Source organism: Xenorhabdus indica (genome assembly GCF_014467235.1).
Lineage (GTDB): Bacteria > Pseudomonadota > Gammaproteobacteria > Enterobacterales > Enterobacteriaceae > Xenorhabdus > Xenorhabdus indica.
Map to the genome: position 1 here is coordinate 259,239 of NZ_NKHP01000002.1, position 19,910 is coordinate 279,148.

The 19,910-nt window shown below is 42.2% G+C and carries 17 protein-coding genes and 1 pseudogene; 5 read left to right on the plus strand and 13 right to left on the minus strand.

The genetic code is table 11. The features are described from left to right. The first annotated feature begins 38 nt into the window (after positions 1-38). The gene (gene gntK, locus Xind_RS02780; protein WP_187649461.1) at positions 39-575 is read left to right on the plus strand and encodes a gluconokinase; all 537 of its coding nucleotides are present in this window, start codon (positions 39-41) and stop codon (positions 573-575) included. Then, complete coding sequence (gene gntU / locus Xind_RS02785) at positions 575-1,912, plus strand: gluconate transporter (RefSeq protein ID WP_187649420.1); 1,338 nt, start codon at positions 575-577, stop codon at positions 1,910-1,912. The genes gntK and gntU overlap by 1 nt, the downstream gene beginning before the upstream one ends. A 105-nt stretch (positions 1,913-2,017) precedes the next feature. Here gntU and Xind_RS02790 read toward each other — a convergent pair whose 3' ends face one another. Both Xind_RS02790 and Xind_RS02795 read right to left on the minus strand, forming a co-directional pair. Continuing rightward, positions 2,018-2,791, minus strand: coding sequence for a protein bax (locus tag Xind_RS02790; protein WP_047679267.1), 774 nt, complete (start codon positions 2,789-2,791; stop codon positions 2,018-2,020). A gap of 565 nt (positions 2,792-3,356) precedes the next feature. Then, on the minus strand, positions 3,357-3,671 hold the full coding sequence (locus tag Xind_RS02795) for a DUF3761 domain-containing protein (RefSeq protein ID WP_047679266.1): 315 nt from the start codon (positions 3,669-3,671) through the stop codon (positions 3,357-3,359). A gap of 914 nt (positions 3,672-4,585) precedes the next feature. Here Xind_RS02795 and Xind_RS02800 point away from each other — a divergent pair. Beyond that, positions 4,586-5,200, plus strand: a complete 615-nt coding sequence (locus tag Xind_RS02800; RefSeq protein ID WP_047679265.1) for a phosphorothioated DNA-binding restriction endonuclease — start codon at positions 4,586-4,588, stop codon at positions 5,198-5,200. A 57-nt stretch (positions 5,201-5,257) separates the two neighbouring features. Here Xind_RS02800 and potD read toward each other — a convergent pair whose 3' ends face one another. The 11 genes and pseudogenes from potD to Xind_RS02855 all read right to left on the minus strand — a co-directional run bounded on the left by potD (position 5,258) and on the right by Xind_RS02855 (position 17,287). Further along, positions 5,258-6,310, minus strand: coding sequence for a spermidine/putrescine ABC transporter substrate-binding protein PotD (potD, locus tag Xind_RS02805; RefSeq protein ID WP_047679502.1), 1,053 nt, complete (start codon positions 6,308-6,310; stop codon positions 5,258-5,260). Between the two features lie 246 nt (positions 6,311-6,556). Next, complete coding sequence (gene potC, locus Xind_RS02810; protein ID WP_047679264.1) at positions 6,557-7,336, minus strand: spermidine/putrescine ABC transporter permease PotC; 780 nt, start codon at positions 7,334-7,336, stop codon at positions 6,557-6,559. After that, positions 7,333-8,193 carry a spermidine/putrescine ABC transporter permease PotB gene (potB, locus tag Xind_RS02815; RefSeq protein WP_047679263.1) on the minus strand — a complete coding sequence of 287 codons (861 nt, stop codon included), beginning with the start codon at positions 8,191-8,193 and terminating at the stop codon, positions 7,333-7,335. The genes potC and potB overlap by 4 nt, the downstream gene beginning before the upstream one ends. Further along, on the minus strand, positions 8,177-9,292 hold the full coding sequence (gene potA, locus Xind_RS02820) for a spermidine/putrescine ABC transporter ATP-binding protein PotA (protein ID WP_187649421.1): 1,116 nt from the start codon (positions 9,290-9,292) through the stop codon (positions 8,177-8,179). The genes potB and potA overlap by 17 nt, the downstream gene beginning before the upstream one ends. A gap of 274 nt (positions 9,293-9,566) precedes the next feature. Next, positions 9,567-9,728, minus strand: a complete 162-nt coding sequence (locus Xind_RS02825) for a hypothetical protein (protein ID WP_187649422.1) — start codon at positions 9,726-9,728, stop codon at positions 9,567-9,569. A 616-nt stretch (positions 9,729-10,344) separates the two neighbouring features. Next, positions 10,345-11,325: a sugar kinase gene (locus Xind_RS02830; protein WP_187649423.1), complete on the minus strand. Its 981-nt coding sequence runs from the start codon at positions 11,323-11,325 to the stop codon at positions 10,345-10,347. A 3-nt stretch (positions 11,326-11,328) separates the two neighbouring features. Further along, positions 11,329-12,768: a glucuronate isomerase gene (gene uxaC, locus Xind_RS02835; RefSeq protein WP_187649424.1), complete on the minus strand. Its 1,440-nt coding sequence runs from the start codon at positions 12,766-12,768 to the stop codon at positions 11,329-11,331. Between the two features lie 16 nt (positions 12,769-12,784). Further along, positions 12,785-14,260 (minus strand): fructuronate reductase, encoded by a 1,476-nt coding sequence (locus Xind_RS02840; protein WP_187649462.1) that lies wholly within the window; start codon positions 14,258-14,260, stop codon positions 12,785-12,787. Then, positions 14,252-15,433: pseudogene (gene uxuA, locus Xind_RS02845) on the minus strand (mannonate dehydratase); the annotation flags it as partial. The gene Xind_RS02840 and the pseudogene uxuA, both read right to left, overlap by 9 nt. A gap of 14 nt (positions 15,434-15,447) precedes the next feature. Beyond that, positions 15,448-16,746: a TRAP transporter large permease gene (locus Xind_RS02850; RefSeq protein ID WP_047679255.1), complete on the minus strand. Its 1,299-nt coding sequence runs from the start codon at positions 16,744-16,746 to the stop codon at positions 15,448-15,450. Between the two features lie 22 nt (positions 16,747-16,768). After that, entirely contained in the window at positions 16,769-17,287 is a 519-nt protein-coding gene (locus Xind_RS02855; protein WP_047679253.1) for a TRAP transporter small permease, read from the minus strand. Positions 17,288-17,549: 262 nt separating this feature from the next. On the opposite strand from Xind_RS02855, the gene Xind_RS02860 reads away from it, so the two are divergent. Both Xind_RS02860 and Xind_RS02865 read left to right on the plus strand, forming a co-directional pair. After that, positions 17,550-18,542, plus strand: coding sequence for a TRAP transporter substrate-binding protein (locus tag Xind_RS02860; protein ID WP_187649425.1), 993 nt, complete (start codon positions 17,550-17,552; stop codon positions 18,540-18,542). Positions 18,543-18,661: 119 nt separating this feature from the next. Then, positions 18,662-19,411 carry an FCD domain-containing protein gene (locus tag Xind_RS02865; protein ID WP_047679251.1) on the plus strand — a complete coding sequence of 250 codons (750 nt, stop codon included), beginning with the start codon at positions 18,662-18,664 and terminating at the stop codon, positions 19,409-19,411. Positions 19,412-19,910 lie beyond the last annotated feature (499 nt).

The following is a 19,910-nucleotide window of genomic DNA, read 5'->3' on the forward strand; positions in this document are numbered from 1 at the left end:
ACGACCAATTGACAAAATCTGCACAAAGGAGTTTGATGATGAGCGATATCCAGCAGCCAAACCATGTTTTTATATTGATGGGGGTATCCGGCAGTGGTAAATCTGCCGTTGCCAATGGTATTACCCGTAAACTGGATGCTGCATTTTTAGATGGAGATTTCCTTCATCCCCGCGCCAATATTAAGAAGATGGCAGAAGGCCATGCCTTGAATGACGATGATCGTCAACCGTGGCTGGAAGCGCTTAATGATGCCATTTTTGCCATGCAACGTACCAATAACATCTCTTTGCTGGTCTGTTCTGCCCTGAAAAAACGCTACCGGGATATTCTGCGTAACGGTAACAAAAACTTGTCATTCCTGTATATGCAGGGGGATTTTGAATTAATTGAAAGCCGCCTGAAAGCACGCAAAGGACATTTTTTCAAACCACAAATGTTGATCTCCCAATTTGAAGCATTAGAAGAACCGACAATTGATGAGAAAGATATCCATCTTATTGATATCAAACCAGCTCTTGATGAAGTAATTAAAAACACAATTAAAACAATCCACCATATTACCGAGGCGTATTAATGAGTACATTAACGCTGGTGCTGACATCTGTCGGCTCTGTTCTTCTGCTGCTGTTTTTGGTGATGAAAGCCCGAATGCACGCCTTTATCGCTTTGATGTTGGTTTCAATGGGAGCCGGTATTTTTTCCGGGATGCCAGTAGAAAAAATCGCTCAAACTATGCAAAACGGTATGTCAGGCACATTGGGCTTCCTTGCTATTGTAGTCGCACTAGGGGCCATGTTTGGCAAAATCCTGCATGAAACTGGCGCACTAGATCAAATCGCCGTGAAGTTACTAGGCAGCTTCGGTGAAAAACGGGCTAATTATGCGCTAGGTATTGCAGGCCTTATCTGTGCATTACCCCTGTTTTTTGATGTAGCGATTGTACTGTTGATCGGCGTGGTTTTTGCTGTTGCACGTCGGACTGGCGGTAATGTGGTAAAACTGGCAGTTCCATTATTTGCCGGTGTGGCAGCAGCGGCGGCGTTTCTGGTGCCGGGGCCAACTCCAATGATGCTGGCGTCTCAAATGGGAGCAGATTTTGGCTGGATGATCCTGATTGGCCTGAGCGCAGCAATTCCCGGTATGTTACTGGCTGGCCCCGCATACGGTAATTTCATCAGCAAATATGTCACTCTGGATTTACCCAAAGATCTGGGCACACCAAGCATTGGTAAGAACCAAATGCCTTCTTTTGCCTTCAGTTTGGTGCTGGTACTATTTCCATTAGTATTAGTCGGATTGAAAACCATTGGTGCCCGTTTTGTTGATCAACAATCTGCACTGTATCAGTGGCTGGAATTTATCGGTCATCCTTTCACCGCGATTTTAATTGCTTGTCTGGTGGCAATTTATGGCCTGGCAATTCGTCGTGGCATGAGCAAAGAAAAAGTAATGGATGTCTGCTCTGCGGCAATCCAACCAGCGGGAATTATCTTACTGGTTACAGGTGCGGGCGGTGTCTTCAAACAAGTGTTGATTGATTCCGGTGTAGGGCCGGCGTTGGGTAACGCATTGGTTGGTGCCGGCCTGCCAATCGCATTGGCATGTTTTATTCTGGCAGGCGCTGTACGTGTGATACAGGGTTCAGCCACTGTCGCCTGTCTGACCACTGTCGGCCTGATATTACCTGTTATCGGTGAACTGGGTTATTCCGGCGCACAAATGGCAGCACTCTCTGTATGTATCGCTGGAGGCTCATTAATCTTCAGCCATGTCAATGATTCTGGTTTCTGGTTGTTCGGTAAATTTACCGGAGCAACAGAAGGACAGACCTTAAAAACATGGACAATCATGGAAACTATCTTAGGTACAACAGGAGCAATTGTCGGCATGATCTATTTCGCGATGCTATGATGTGCTAACGGTTTTTTAGACTATCATGATAAAAAATAATCCACATTGTAATTAATACAGTGCGGATTATTTAAGAGTAACCATATTACTCGTATTTATTGGCAATCACTTCCCGTATTCCTGTACTTGTGAAATCAATTCCTTATTGCCATTAAATACTTTATGTAAATAACGATTATAGCCAGCACCTAATTCGGAATAACCTTTAAGATGATCGATCAGTTTGCCGGTATTAAGTGGCATCTGTGCTATTCTCTGCCTTGCACGTGAAGTACGCAGTGACTCATAAGCACGATGCGTATTCATATTTTTCATATAGGCGACAACAGAAGCTTCAATCGAATCATAAACTGAATAACCTTTAATTTTCCCTTTAGCATTGCCGCATGAGCGACAACGCATTCCAAACAGGTTATTGTTTTTCTGCGCCAGTTCTGATGTTCCCCAGCCTGATTCTGCGGCAGCCTGAGTCACAACAAAATGGGTCGGAATAATATCAACTCTACTCAATAAATTATGCCAATCGACCCATTTTAGTGAGGTACAAGTCATTTTGTAATCCATGCAGATCTTCTGCAATCGCCTGATATCCTGTGCAGACCAGTTATGTGATTTATGGTGCGACAGGAGCCATGTGCGGTCTTGCATAATCTGTTGATTATGCTTATCAATTACAGGGACAACAATATTTAAAAACGCTTTCTTCCTGGGCGTACCTGAAGGGTATTTCCGTAAATCAGGCAAATGATGCTTTATGCCACTGTGAGAATACTCTTTCACTTTTGAGCTATTGGTTGAAGCATTGCTCAATCCAGTAAAGATTAAAGAGAGAAAGAAAGCGAAGACCGCAGTTGTCCTCATCATCATTCGAGAGGGCATTTGCTTCTCCTCGTTTTATTACTCTGGATAAAAAACACACGAATATTAACAAAGCAATCAATATATAGCTATCTTTATTCGTGGTTCGTAAGGTTAATTACGTAACGAATATTAGCACGTTACTGACAATAATCTATATTTTTTACTTAATACCGTAAATAAGTGTAATAATTATTGGGATTTTATCTGGCAAATAGTGTTATTTATTACATGTTTCCCTACTATTTTACATCTAAAATAAAGAATATTTGATTCACAATATTATGATTAACTCATTTATTTTTAATAAAAAAATCATTTCGCACCCATCTTAAATTATCAATGCAGAAATTAATTTAGTTATGTGAATCATTAGATATAATTTTATCTATTTTTAGTTATCTATTTTAGTGGTTAATCATGTTTTAATAGTGAGATTAAATAAATAAGGACACAATATTAAGAATAATATCACGCTCACAATAACGGATATATTAAGCGTAAAAATAAAAAAATAAATTCTTATTGGAAAGTAATCAGGGGGCCTAAGCCCCCTGATTAGACATAATGAAAAGTCACCGTAAAACTATAACCATTTGTCTACACCACCGTGGCGTGAGCATGCGCCTTTACGCGATTTACTCTTACTATAAGTTCCGTCTTTACAAAGCGCAGTATTCACACCTTTTTTAGCTTTAGTTTTTCCTTTCTTCGTTGATTTCTTACTGTTTTCACCGGCTTTCTTTTCTAACGAACTCATTTTACTTTTGGTCGTTTTGACACTCTTTTCCACTGTTGTGCCCGTTTTGGTCGTGTGATCTGTTGATACCGTGGGCGCTGCAATTACTGCACTTGAAAACAACACCAGTAATGCTGCAACTGATAACTTCAAGCTTTTCATAATATGTATCCTCTGGTTAGAGTATTTAACCCGAAATCAACTCTTGTAGTTTGGAGTATAACGTTGAATGATGCGTTTACAAATTTGATATAAACAACGATTATCATTTTAAGGCTCATAAAAACAGTTCTCTAATTATGCTGTATTTAGTAAGAATACTCCTTAAACCAATTTCATTGAATCATAAAATTTAAAATTGATATCAGTTCAATTTTATTTCTACCAGAAAAATCTATTGATTAAATGAAAATAATAAAAATAAAAGAATAATATGCTCGAATCTCCATAATGTATTCACTTCTCGACCAACGGGTTAAAACAGCCCAAAATGGAGCTTGGTATATATTTTATTTAAACAGATAAATACTGTGAAGGATTACCACAATAAAGCCAAAGCCAAGGACTAAGATGTTTCTTTTTTGCTAACACAGCGCGAACCTGAACAGTATGAGCAACCGCATCAAAACCATAGATCATAACTTCTAAACGTGCTGCGAACTCCTCAATAATATCCAGATTCTTTTGGGGTTTCGTCTATCTTTCAGCACCATAAATTAATTTTATCAATATTACAGAGTTGATACATAATTGACCGTAATGTTGATAAAAGCTTCCCTGACCTGTTCACCTGGTTGTTCTCTATTGATTCATAAAATCAGAAGTAACATCTTCACCATCAAACCAGCTCTCTCAAAATAGAAAGCCTCCTGATTAAGTTCATTGGAATGAATAGATTTCTTATGGGATAAGTCAATGGGATATATATTGCTTGATTTGTCTTAGTTCCATCGGAATACCAGATAGTATTACTCTTTCAACCAACACCTTGCCAACACCTTGCCCTTCACCACTTTTGCGAGCATGATCGCAATACCTTTATACCTATACCTTTATCCCTTAATCAAACAACTTACATGCCTACAATCAAAGAACTACAAGTTGCGATCTCAAACCTTTCTGTATGGCGCAAGGGTGATCAACGTGCGCCACATAAGCCGTTATTGTTGTTGTATGTACTCTCTCAATACCAGAAAGGTCATGAACGACTGTTTGATTATGGAGAGGAGATCCACCAGCCATTACTGAATCTCCTTAATCATTTTGGCCCAAGACGTAAAAATCACTATCCCACCTTACCTTTCTGGCGACTGCGTAGTGATGGTTTTTGGGAGTTGCAAAATACAGAACTTTGCACACCACAAAAAGGCAGCAAAGAGCCACCAAAACGCGAGCTGATTGAATTCAACGTCAAAGGTGGTTTCGATCAACAAAGCTATCAGTTGTTACGCAATAAACCCGCCTTAATCGATAAATTAGCGCAACAAATCCTTAGTGAACATTTCCCTGATAGCGTACAGGAATTACTCGCCAATCAATTGGATTTCTCTTTAAGTGATATCCGTAAAATGCGCGATCCCCATTTCCGCCAGCAGATACTGCGCGCCTATATATTGCTTCCTCAAAACAGAGACTATTACCCTTTGGAAGGCTTTATTAACTGGCATCGTAGCCAGGTCTTTAAACAGTAATTCGCAAGAATTAAAAAGGGAGCCAAACACTCCCTTTCATTCTAATTAAATCCCGGATCACTGACCCGCTTTCAGTTTTTGGAAATAGTTTTCATACAGGACATTAACACCGCCAACGTCGCTCTGCCATTCCCCTTTTTGGATCATGGCTTCATCAGGATACAGTGATTTATCCCCTGACACAGCCGCTGGCAGCAGTTTCTTCGCGGCCAGATTTGGTGTCGGGTAGCCAATTTTTTCGGCAACCTGCGCCGCAATTTCAGGACGCAGCAGGAAATTAATCAGCTTCATCGCTCCATCGACATTCTTAGCATTTGCCGGAATAGCCAGGCTATCCATCCAAAAAATTCCGCCTTCTTTTGGCCAGATAATATCGATAGGTGTTCCAGCCTGGCGCGCAACATAAGCAGAGCCCGTCCACATCATGCCGACATCAACTTCACCTTCCATAAATGGATTAGCAGGGTTATCAGAATTGAATGCCAGTACATTTGGCATTAGCTTTTGCAGTTCATTATACGCCGCTTCAATCTCTTTCGGATCGGTTGTATTACCGGAGTAGCCCAGTTTTAACAGCGCGATCTGGAAAACTTCACGTGCATCATCCGTCAATACCAAACTATTTTTATACTCAGGTTTCCAGAAATCAGCCCAGGAAGTAATGGTTTTGAGATCGATACTGTCGCTGTTGACACCAATAGCAGTCGCTCCCCAAATATAAGGGATGGAATATTCGTTTTTCGGATCAAAAGACTTATGCAGCAGATTAGGATCAAGATTGTGGAAGTTGCTGAGTTTGCTTGTATCGATTTTTTGCAACATTCCTTCTTTACTCATTTTGGAGATAAAGTAAGTGGATGGCACAACTAAATCATAAGCCCCATCTTTATAGGTTTTCAGCTTGGTATACATACTCTCATTAGATTCATAGGTGGAATAAATCACCTTGATCCCAGTTTCTTTAGTGAACTGGTTGAGCAAACCAGGCGGAACATATTCAGTCCAGTTGTAGAAATAGAGTGTCTTGCCATCATCAGCGGCAGCTGCATTCACCGAACCAATGCTTAATGCCATCATCCCAGCGGCTAACAGATAGAACCACTTTTTCATGCTGTTTTTCATGTAGTGTTTCCCCCGCAGTTAGTGCGTAATTATCGCGTTATTACCGTATATAGCAGGTTCGACATGAACCTACCCCAAAAAAACGGCTATTATAAGAGCGTCATTTCATGGGGTAAAGCCACTTATTCCTTGTTAAATCAGAGATTGAGAAAGAAACTCTGGTTAATTGGGATAAAAATGATGTTATTAGTGAAGTAAAAGCGCAGCCAACTTGTGACTACGCTTAAATTAAAGTTAAGACTTACCCGTACGATCACGCATCACAAATTGGCTAATCAGCACTAATACCAGTGACATAGCCAATAAAATAGCAGCTAATGCGTTTACTTCCGGTGAAACTCCCACTTTTACCATTGAATAGATCTTAAGTGGCAGGATTTCATAACTCGGCCCCGTCACAAATGAAGAAACAACGACATCATCCATCGACAGGGTAAAACTCAGCAACCATCCCGCCATGACTGCCGGCATCGCCAGCGGCAGGATAATCTTACGCAAGATAGTCAGTTCACTCGCCCCCAAATCGCGGGCTGCTTCCAGCATTTTGACATCAAAATCTTTCAGGCGGGAATAGACAGTTACCACCACAAACGGTAAACAAAAAGTGATGTGAGAAAACAGTAGTGACCAGAATCCCAGTGAAACGCCCAGCAGCATGAACAGCACCAGCAATGAAATCGCCATCACAATATCCGGCGACATCATCACCACAAACAGCATACCGCTAACAAACTTTTTGCCACGGAATGAATAACGATACAGGGCAACCGCGGTTAATGAACCAATCATCGTGGCGAATGTGGCGGAAACAACTGCCATTGTCAGAGAATGCCCTGCGGCTTGCAACAGGCTGTCATTACTAAATAACAGGCTGTACCATTCTGTCGTGAACCCCTGCCAGCTAATACCAAAGCGTGACTGGTTAAACGAACTTACCAGCAGAATAATAATCGGGATATACAGGTAAGCGTAAACGATAGTCATAAAACCACCGCGCAACAGGCGTCCGATCATTCCAGTTCCACCTTCTTGTTCAGCAGCTTAGCCGCACGATAGTAAATCCATAACATCAGCCCCATAACCAGCGTCAGACAGATACTGGTTGCCGCACCAAACGGCCAGTCGCGAATGTTGAGGAACTGACTTTTAATCACATTACCGATCAACAGGTTTTTCGCCCCCCCCATCAAATCAGCCACATAGAACAGCCCCATCGCAGGCAACAACACTAACAGGCAGCCAGCAATAATACCCGGCATAGTCAGCGGAATGATGATACGGACAAAAGTCTGCAATTTCCCTGCGCCCAGATCACGTGCCGCTTCCAGACAAGATTTATCCAGCTTCTCAATACTGGAATAGAGAGGCATTACCATAAATGGCAGCAAAATATAAACCAGACCCAACACCACAGCTTCGGGGGTATACATAAGGCGCAGCGGTTTATCGATAATCCCAGTCCACAGCAGAAAATCATTCATATAACCGCGGGTACTGAGAAACATCTTCAAACCATAAATACGAATTAAAGAGTTCGTCCAGAATGGCAGGATAAGCAGGAACAATAGCAGCGGGCGCAGCTTTTTCGGCATCCGCGCCATAAAAAAGGCAAATGGATAACCAATCACCAGACAACACAACGTTGCAACGATAGCCATATTCAGCGAGTGTATCAGCACCTCGGCGTATAGCGGATCGAACAAGCGGGTATAGTTATCCAGCGAAAAGACCATCTGTACCAGATTAGCATCATCACGAGTCAGAAAGCTGGTTCCGATAATCATCAAGTTCGGCAGAAAAACAAACAATATCAGCCAAAAAACCATGCCTGTAATGACAATATTCTGGAATAGTTTACGCGTCTTCTTCATCGACCAGCACAACCTCCCAGCTTTCTACCCAAGTGACAGCAATCTTCTGGTTCAGGGAATGGTCAACATCGGGATCATCTTCATTGAAGAACTCACTCACCATAACCATTTTACCGTTTTCCATCTCGACCACGGAGTCCAGCGTCATACCTTTGTAATTACGTTCACGTACATAACCAATCAGACCTGACACCTGCTCACCATTGTTGATCTCCTCTACACGCAAATCTTCCGGGCGTAGCAGTACCTTCAATGTTTGTCCGGCGGTTACTGGCAGAGGCGTGAAGATGTCACATTCATGACCTTCCACGTCAGCGCGTATGCGTTGCTCATCAACACGATACAACACGTTGGCATCAAAGATATTGATTTCACCGATAAAACGGGCAACAAACAGATTCTTTGGCTCTTCATAGATCTCTCTGGGTGTGCCATCCTGTTCAATATGTCCATCACGCATAACCACAATACGGTCAGACATCACCAGTGCTTCTTCCTGATCATGCGTCACGAAGATAAAGGTGATACCAAGTTTACGCTGGAGCGCTTTCAACTCGTTCTGCATCTGCTTACGCAGCTTATAATCGAGCGCTGACAGCGATTCATCCAGCAGAAGAACCTTCGGTTTGTTAACAACCGCGCGGGCAATCGCCACTCGTTGCTGCTGCCCGCCGGAAAGCTGAGCGGGCTTACGCTGAGCAAACTCTTCAAGCTGTACCATGCGTAATGCTTCTTCAACACGCGGAGCAATCTCTTTTTCCGGTGTTTTTTGCATACGTAGCCCAAAGGCAACATTTTCAAATACGGTCATGTGGGGGAACAGGGCATAACTCTGGAAGACCGTATTCACGTGACGGTGCTCCGCCGGAATATCGGTAATATCCTGCCCTTCCAGTAAAATTTTGCCACTATCGGCATCTTCCAGCCCGGCAATCAGACGAAGTACTGTGGTTTTACCACAACCGGATGGCCCAAGAATGGTTAAGAACTCGCCATCATTGATTGTCAGATCGAGCTGTGAAATAACTTGTTTGCCGTCGAAGCCCTTACTCAAGGCTTTTAGTTCAACGAGCGGTATCAGAGAGGTATTCTCAGTCATTTATGCTATCATCTATCCCTTGGAATAATGCAGATAGAACCGCCACGGGAAAAGACTGTGTCAGCTAGCAGGAGGCATCATTTCTCCGCTGAAGCTCAAAGCCAGTGGCGCCGGTTGAAATTACGAAGCGCGCATAATAAACGCAGTACGCCGAAATTGAAAGCTGAAATAATGGCAATAAGCCATTTTTTATTAACATTTCATAAATGACGACATTTCATGCCATTCTGAACCCAAATTACCCAGTTGGAAATGATTTCTTATTGATTAGTTTTTAAACTAAAAATATTTTTTCTTTCAATAAATTACCCAAACCATCAAAACCTTCCTTCACCTCAATCGTTTCATTACCCTGCTCACTAAAGCCACCAACCGATGCCGATATCCTCCTTTCGTCACAACATCCTGATGCCTTTTTCATATCAATGATTGTCATACAAAAACAAAACGCTTTTCTGATAATATAAGATATTCATTTATTAGAGTTATTTTTTATTATTTTAATAATGCATTTTATAATTAATTATTTTTACTAAAATTCTAATCATTAAGATCGCTATCACCCTCTATGAGAATAATCAAAAACCTTACTTTATTCTTTAATACCTTAAAGATACTTTCCAAACAATACAGATAATTAGCAATATCTGTCTGCATTGTTAAAAATCAAAAAACCAAGTCCTTCACTACTTTCTCTTATTTCAATAGAGACATATTGTTCATAGTTTGTTGTTATCCTTGCTAATTTAGGAAATATTAATGTAATTTCATAACAAAATTTAAAATACCTTCCATAATAAACCTCCATTAAATATTATCAGGAAGTATATAATTTATGTTATCTCTATTAATTTGATCGGTTAACTCCTGAATTTTGATGCATCCACTACAATAAAATATAGAAATTATTCATGACTAGAAGATATCAGGTATAGAGATGAGAACTATCCAGAAATATATTCAGAAATCCAAGAAATTAAAGACATTCAATCTATAGATTTCAAACCTCAAATTGAACGATATTACCAATAATAATAGTGTAGAAACGATACTTAATAAAATTCATCTCCGATTTCGTTCGAATTAAAAAAACTAGCGGTAATCCCTTGTGTCACTGTCTGCGGAATAATCGCGCCTTTATGTTGGATCACAACCCCTGCGAGCTGATGCCCCATTAATGCTGAATCATGAATCGATTTCCCATTTAACAGCCCCGCGATAAAACCCGCATTAAACGCATCACCTGCCGAAGTGGTATCAACAACAGGTGTAACAGGTTGAGTCTTAATATGTTGTGTGGCATAGCAGCCACTTAAGTCACGATAAAAACAACCCTGTTCACCCGCTTTGATAATGGCTTGTTTAACCCCCATGCTCTTCAGGCGATGAAAACTTTCTTCAGTTGACATATCGCCCCATAGACTCGCTTCATCATCGTCAGTGACTAACGCAATATCAGTGATAACATACATTTGCTGATAACACTCACGGGCTTGTGTTTTATTTCCCCATAAGGCCGGACGATAGTTACTGTCAAAGAAAATCACTTTTCCTTCAGAAGATAACTTTTTCAAATCAATGAGCAGCAATTGGCGATCATGTTCGGGCAAAATAGCCAGGCTGATCCCACTGAGGTAGAGCACATCCATGTACTGTAATTGCTGACGCAATCTGGGATAATCAGGATTCTGCAAGAGATAACGTGCCGCCGAGTTATTACGCCAGTAAAGAAACGTGCGCTCACCTTTTTCATCAAGCTGGATCAGGTATAAACCGGGCTGATGTGCATTATCACGCAACACTAACGATGTATTAATTCCCTCTTGCTGCCAAGATGAGATCATGCCTTCGCTCAAGGGATCAGTACCCATCACCGTGACGAAATGGACATCAAACTTCTTGCCCCCAGCACGAGCCAGATAAACTGCACTATTCAGCACATCACCGCCATAACTCTGTGTCATAGCACCAAATGGGATGCCATTTAGCTCAATCATACATTCGCCAATCAGAGCAATTTTCCGCCTCTGCATCTTTTAATCCTTCACAGCCTGAAAATAACGTTCCGCATTATTGAAGCAGATATCCCGAACTATCTGCCCCAACATTTTTTCATCATGGGGAATTTCGCCATTTTCGACCCAGTTCCCTAACATACTACAGAGAATACGACGAAAGTATTCATGGCGGGTATAGGATAAGAAACTGCGTGAATCTGTCAGCATACCGACAAACTGGCTTAATAAGCCTAATTGGGAGAGTTGCTCTAATTGACGCTGCATACCGTCTTTTTGATCGTTAAACCACCAGCCCGATCCAAATTGGATTTTACCACCAGGATTTTTCCCACCTTGCGCAAGGCTTCCGCCCTGAAAGTTGCCCGTCATCGTTGCGATCACTTCATTATCGCGAGGATTTAAGCAATAAAGGATGGTCTTCGGTAATTGGTCTGTTTTATCCATCTCATCCAGCAAGCGTGATAATGGGTAAGCGATAGGATTATCCCCGATAGAATCAAAGCCGCTGTCTGGCCCTAACCGATTAAACATACGTGTGTTGTTATTACGCAAGGCGCCAATATGTATTTGCATCACCCAACCGCGTTTTGCGTATTGCTTGCCTAACCAGACCAACACCGCTGTTGTGAATTGTGCTACTTCTAATTCACTGAGTAATTGCTCTTGTCTGCGCTTTTGCAAAATAATATCTAACACTTTTTCGTCAGGTATCGGTGCATAACGCAATTGTTCAATCCCATGATCCGATGCTACACAACCGTGATCCTGAAAGTGTTTGAGACGACGCTCTAATGCCTGCAATAAATCAGCAAAACGCCCGATAGCGACATCTGCGGCTTCTTCTAACCGTTCGAGATAGTCACAAAAATCTGGCAACTCAATTTTAAAGACTTTATCCGGGCGCCAGCTTGGCAATATTTTGATGGTAAAGTCTTTATCTTTGACGATCTGTTGATGATATTCGAGAGAATCAATGGGATCATCCGTTGTTCCTGCCATTCGTACCTGCATTTGCTGCATAATGCCGCGGGCTGAAAATTCACCTTGAGAAAGTTTCTCGTTCGCCTCATGCCAGATAGCCTCTGCGGTATCAGGCCCAAATAATTTTCCGTTAATGCCAAATGGGCGTCGCAACTCCAGATGTGTCCAGTGATAAAGTGGATTGCCGATCGTCAGGGGAACCGTGTTCGCCCATGCGAGGTATTTTTCGTAATCACTGCTTTCCGTACCGGTAATGAGCACTTCTTCAATTCCTGCCGCACGCATCGCACGCCATTTATAATGATCGTCCTCCAGCCAGATTTGACCAAGATTATGGAAACTGCGGTTTTGCGCAATCTCTTTTGGGTTGAGATGACAGTGATAATCATAGATAGGCATCGACGCAGCGTAATCATGATAAAGGCGGCGGGCAACGTCATTATTTAACAGAAAATCTTCACACATAAAGGTTTTCATTACATTTCCTCTATGGTCAAAGGGCTGCAACCGCTTGGCGGGCGCCAACATTGAGTAAGTTCTGGTAGGCTTTGGTGACGTTATCGATAAAGTCACGGTTTTTGGCTAATTCCTTACCGAAGATCGATTCAATTGCCAGTAGCTCTTTCACCACATCTTCCGCCACAGCAACAGAATAATCGTATTTGGCAAAAATCGCCGCAAAGGTCTCTTTTAATGGATCACGCACATCAATGGGTTGACCTTGCTCATCCACGCCGCTGATATAACGCATCCAACCTGCTACACCGAGCGCTAAACAGCGATAATCACTTCCCCTCAAAAGGTGCCATTCAATGGAATCAATCATGCGCTGTGGCAATTTCTGGCTGCCATCGGTCGCAATTTGCCTTGTCTGGTGTTTTAACGCAGGGTTAGTGAACCGTTCAATCAATTTATCCGCGTAAGCCATTAAGTCGCTATCTTCTGGCATCGACAGTGTTGGCGCTTGTTCGTTTAGCATCAGTGCGTACACTGCCTGACGATAATCAGCATTTTTCATGGTATCGGAGATATACGCATAGCCGCCCAAATAGCCCAGATAGGCCAGAAATGAATGAGCACCATTTAACATGCGCAATTTCATCATTTCAAATGGCGCCACATCATCCACAAATTGTGCACCAGCCCGATCCCAATCTGGACGCCCATTCACGAAGTTATCCTCAATCACCCATTGACGGAAAGGTTCACAGGCAATAGCACACGGATCTTCAACACCTAGCTGTTGGGCAATTTCGGTTAACGTTTCTGGTGTAGCAGCCGGCACAATGCGATCCACCATCGTGCAGGGAAATGTCACTTGCTTTTCTATCCATTGTGCCAATTTTTTGTCCTGCAAACGTGCCAGACCTAACACGGCCTCACGGGCAACATGCCCATTTTCCCGGACGTTATCGCACGATAAAATCGTCACGGCAGGCAGGCTTCGTTCAAAACGCAATTTTAATGCCGCCGTGATATATCCTATGGCTGATCTCGGCACAGCAGGATTAGCAATATCTTTAATAATCCATTCATTATTTGGATCCAAACGCCCTGTTGTAGCATCGGTACAATAGCCTTTTTCAGTGATTGTTAAAGAGATGATTGCGACATCAGGGTTCGCCATTTTTTCGATAATTGCCTGAGTACCATCAATTAACGGGTGCATCCCTTCTTTCATTGAGCCAATAATTTTTAATGTGGTTTTTCCCTGCCCTTTCTCTGAGACGGTATAGCGCATGGATTGTTTTTTAAGATTTTCGATCAGTGAAACACCGTTTAGCGTCAGGTTCACTTCACAGTATCCCCAATCACTGTCCGTTTGTTCTAATACGTGATGGGTATAAAGCGCCTGATGCGCACGATGGAATGCACCGCAGCCTAAATGCACAATACGGGAAGTCAGGCGTTCGGTTGTCCAGTGAGGGCATGGGACTGAGGTTATCGCAGTGACAAGATTTTTTTCCATCATGGCACGATGGATACCCAGCTCAAGGCCACGAATTTCAGCCAGCCCTTTCAGACGGCCGATTGCGGAATAGCCGGGGTTAATTTTCTTTTTCAAATCATCAAGTATTTGATGACCGTGATCAGGCCGCATTGGAATAAGGTGATTTTCACTCATTGCCAACCTGCGATGCTCTTCTTCCGCAACCGCTTTGATCACTTCATACATATCTACATCACCAGCAAGATGTGCCGCTTCGTGGAACGTGAATGGGTTTTCTTCACGTACAGTTGAACGCAAGTGGAGGAAATAGATACGGGAAGCAAATGATTTGATCATCTTCACCAAATCATTATCCGCGCGCACACCGTAAGATCCGGTGCACATCGTATAACCATTGGCATCACTGTCTATCGTTTCGGCTATCCAACGCATATCCTCTATTGTAGAAATAATGCGTGGCAGGCCTAAGATCTCACGAGGGGGATCATCAGGATGAACGGCCATTTTGATGCCGATTTCCTCCGCAACCGGAATGATCTTTTGCAAGAAATAAGCAAAATGTTCACGCAATTTGGCCTTATCAATTCCTTTATAACGTTTTAAGTGTTGGCGAAATTGTTCTAAGGTATAACCTTCCTCTGCACCAGGCAGACCAGCGATGATCGTATTTGTCAGTTTTTGTTTTTCTTCTTCCGTCATTGAAGTGAAGCGTGATTGTGCTTGCACAATTTCATCATCGGAATACGCCTTCTCTGCGCCATGACGTTGCAAAATATGGATATCAAAAACAGCAAATTCGATTTGATCAAAGCGCAATGCTTTTGAGCCATCAGGTAATTCATATTCAAGATCAGTACGTGTCCAATCCAGAACAGGCATAAAGTTGTAGCATATTGTTTTGACCCCGCAAGTAGCGAGGTTACGCAAGGTTTGTTGATAGTTTTCGATCCATCGATCGTACTCCCCGGTATGCGTCTTGATATCTTCATGAATGGGAACACTTTCTACAACTGTCCACTCAAGTTGACAGGCTTCAATCAGTGCCTTACGCTGTTTTATCTCCTTGATAGGCCAGATTTCACCATTAGGAATATGGTGTAATGCCGTCACAATCCCTGTTGCTCCCGCCTGACGGATATCCGCTAATGAAACAGGATCTTCAGGCCCATACCAACGCCAGGTTTGTTTCATCATTCCCCCTATAACTAATTCAAGACTAATTCAGGTAACCATAAACTCAATTGCGGCAGATATGTCACCAGCGCCAGCGCCGAGATCAGCGCAACATACATCGGGAGCAGTGGCTTCAGTACCTTATCAATGCTCACATCCCCCACAGAGCAACCCACAAATAAGGCACTGCCTACGGGCGGAGTACAAATTCCAATGGCCAGATTAAACGTCATAATGATGCCAAAATGAACAGGATCGATCCCCATGTTCATCGCAACAGGCAAGAAAATCGGTGTGAAGATCAAAATGGCAGGTGTCATATCCATAAAGGTCCCCACAATTAGCAGGATGATATTAATGACCAGCAAGATGGTCAGCGGATTATCAGACACCATCATCAACGCATCCGCAATCAGATACGGCAGATCAGCATTGGCCATCGCCCAGGACATGCCCATTGATACACCAATCAGCAGTAAAACAATCGATGTGGTCACGGCAGAATCAAGAATAATTTTGGGCAGTTGTTTGAAACTCACTTCACGATAGATAATCACTGCGAGAATAAAACTGTAGAGAACGGCAATAGCTGATGCCTCTGTCGCCGTGAAGATCCCGGCAATAATCCCGCCCATAATCACCACAATGAGCATTAATGACGGTATTGCTTGCCACGCTGTAGCAAAAAATTCTCTCCAGGTTGGCCGGGGTGAAACAGGATAGCGCTTCCTCTTGGCAATAATGGCAGACACGGCCATGAGTGAAATCCCCATAATAATGCCGGGGATATAACCTGCCAGGAACAAGGCAGCAATAGAGGTTCCCCCCGAAACCAGCGAGTACACAATCAAGGTATTGCTAGGCGGGATCAGCAAACCAGAAGGACAAGAAGCGATATTTACAGCAGCAGACAACTCAGGATCGTAGCCTTCTTTTCTCTGCATCGGCGCCATTGTTCCCCCGACCGCAGCCGCGGATGCTACGGCCGAGCCTGAAATTGCCCCGAACAACATGTTCGCCATGATATTGACGTGCATTAATGATCCCGGCAAACGGCCGCCTATCACTTTAGCCAGATTGATCAAACGTGCAGCTATCCCGCCTTGATTCATCATATTTCCAGCAAGGATAAAGAACGGGATCGCCAATAAAGAGAAGTTATCGACTCCCGCAGCCATACGCTGTGCGACAACCGTGATCGCAGATTCCAGCGGCAATGTCATCGTAATGGCGACTAACGAAGATAAGCCGATTGCAAAAGAAACGGGGACACTCAATGCCAGTAATAGTGCAAATGTGCCAAAGAGTGCGGCAATGACAGACCAATCCATACTCTAACCTCTTATCTACCCTTCATCTTTCAAGTGAATGATTCTCAGACATAACGGGTGGTTGACCAGAAAAATGCTGAACAATTGAGATCACATCAACAAGCGCATAGAAAATCATCAATATTCCGCTAACAGGCAAACATAAATAGATGTATCCCATCTGCCAGCCTAATACAGGTGTGATTTGACCATTTTCCAGTGTCGATAAAACAAGCAGGCTGCCACCATAAAGCAGCACAATGGAAGAAAATGAAATAATTGCTGCCTGAATAATCAGGCCAATAATACTTTTCTTTATTCCTGTTAATTTCATCATCAACAGTTCGATAGCAAGATGACGATGTTGCCCGGTGGTATATGCAGCGCCAATCATTGCGACCCACATAAAAAGATAACGTGCTAATTCATCTGTCTCAGTGCTCGGTGCATCTAAGACATAACGTGAAATCACCTGCCATGACACACATAAAACCAGAAAGGCCAGCAGGCAGATGGTAAAAAACGCCAAACTTTTATTGGTCATCTCTACAAAGTTTTTCATTTATCCCATTCCTGTCATTTTGGTTTACCAACTAAAAGACCACATAGAAATTATAATCTATACTGATCGCACTAAAGACATTGAAATAAGTATCTGAAAAAGAGAGTAATAGATCACAAAACAAAAAAGGTAAACCAATAACATCTATTTTTGTGATATTGGAATACCAATTTTGATCTTTGCCTAACATGTGAAAAACTGATTATTATTTACCCAAATGAGAAAATAACAAAAACCTATCTTCATCTCTGGAGAACCAATCATGCAGAACAACAAACGACAGGTTTTAGGTATAGTCAGTATGGCGACTGGCGTAATGCTTATGCTGAGCGCATCTCAGGCTTTCGCCGTGACGACACTGAAACTTAGCCATAACCAGAACCGAGACCATGCCGTCCATAAAGCCATGACCGAGTTCGCTAATGAAGTGAAAGAAAAAACCAACGGGGAAGTCCGTATTCGCATCTATTCTGATTCTCAATTGGGCAACCAACGTGAATCCATCGAGTTGATGCAAAACGGCGCTTTAGATATTGCTAAATCCAATGCGGCAGAATTAGAAGCCTTCTCTCCGGCTTATTCCATTTTTAACCTGCCCTATTTATTCCGTGATAAAGCGCACTATCAACACGTCATCAATAGTGATATCGGTAAAGAAATCCTCGATTCAAGTCAAAATATCGGGTTTATTGGCCTCACTTACTATGATGCAGGTGCACGCAGTTTTTATGCGAAAAAACCGATTAGAACGCCTGAAGATCTAAAAGGCTTGAAAATTCGCGTACAACCTAGTCCGACGGCCATTACAATGGTGAAAAGGTTAAAAGCGAGTCCAACACCATTAGCTTATGGTGAACTCTATACCGCATTGCAACAAGGGGTTGTGGATGCGGCTGAGAACAACATGACTTCTTTCACGTTAAGCCGCCATAGTGAAGTGACAAAATTCTTTTCCCTGGATGAACATACGATGATCCCTGATGTTCTGTTAATATCAAACAACTCGTTGAATAAATTAACCACTGAACAGCAAGAGATTGTAAAAAAAGCAGCGCTGAACTCCTCAAAATACATGATTCAACTTTGGGAGAAATCAGAACAGGAACAGCGTGCAAAAGCAGAAAAACAAGGTGTTGAGTTTATTGTCGTGGATAAGACCCTTTTTCAAAAGGCGGTTAACCCCATGTATGACGATATTGCTAAAACTCAACCGAAATTATTCGAAATGGTAAATAGAGTGCGTAAAATAGAATGATTTTCTCTCAAGACCCGCTGTTGCAACAAGAATAGGTGGTTATATTTCTGGCATTGATGTCTTAGAATAACATCATTTTTAGTCGTTCCACTTAAGTACATTACCTTACGGCGGCATTAATGATGAACTTTGCAGACCCCAAGCGTCCCTATCATGAAGTAGCTCAATCATTACGTCAGATGATTATAGATATGGATTATTCTCCCGGTGATCGTTTACCTACAGAACGTGAAATTGCAGAAAAGTTCGGCGTTTCTCGTACCCTTATTCGTGAAGCGTTAATTGTACTGGAATTGGAAAACCTCATTGAAGTACGCAAAAGCTCAGGTATTTATCTCATCCAACTGCCATGCTCTTATCCAAGCGATACGACTATCAATGCCGCCGGGCCTTTTGAGTTATTACAAGCGCGACAATTATTGGAAAGTAATATCGCTGAGTTTGCAGCGCTTCAGGTGACTCCGGTCGATATTGCCAATATGCGCAATGCATTAGAAAAAGAGAAAAAAGATCTGATTTCGGGAGCAAGTGAATCCGGTGATAGGGAATTTCATTTAGCCATCGCGCAGGCAACGCATAACAGTATGCTGGTTGAATTACTTAAGCAATCTTGGGAATGGCGTGAGAATAACCCTATGTGGATGAAACTACATAGCCGAATTACCAATACTGACTATCGTAAAGCGTGGCTGAGTGATCATCAGGCAATTTTGGCGGCTATGATCAAAAAAGATCCCGCGGCAGCGAAGCAAACAATGTGGCAACATTTAGAAAATGTGAAACAGAGTTTGCTTGAGTTATCCGATGTGGATGATCCTAATTTTGATGGGTATTTGTTTGCGTCGTATCCGGTGGGGATTGGGAAATGAATTTTTGACGCTGAGCTGACTGAAAATCTCAAGACCTCGGAAGATCTGAGCCAGCTTTTCCGCTTCTTTAAAAATGACCGTTTTGAAACCACTTTTCAGGCTGAATTCTGGCTGCTTATCTGGGGTATGAAAAGTAACAGCCTAAATCTGGTTCTAATCCCTGAATACCATTTCCTTTAATTGAAATACTCCTTCGGTTAACATTATTTTTATTATTAATAAGTTGCATTGGAATTAAAATAACCAAGATCGCCATCACCATTTCATAAAATAACCCAAGTCCTCACTTTACATGCTAACTCTTTGGCGATACATTCCCAATAATACAGATAATTGACATTATTTACCCTCATCACAAAAAATAATTAATAGCTATAAAACAATCTGGTAATAAAAATCATATTAGTTCGCTTTATTACCAAGATTAAATTATTCCGGTAAAGATTTAATATTAAAAAACCCAATTAATTGGCTTATTAAATAATAAAAATAACATAAA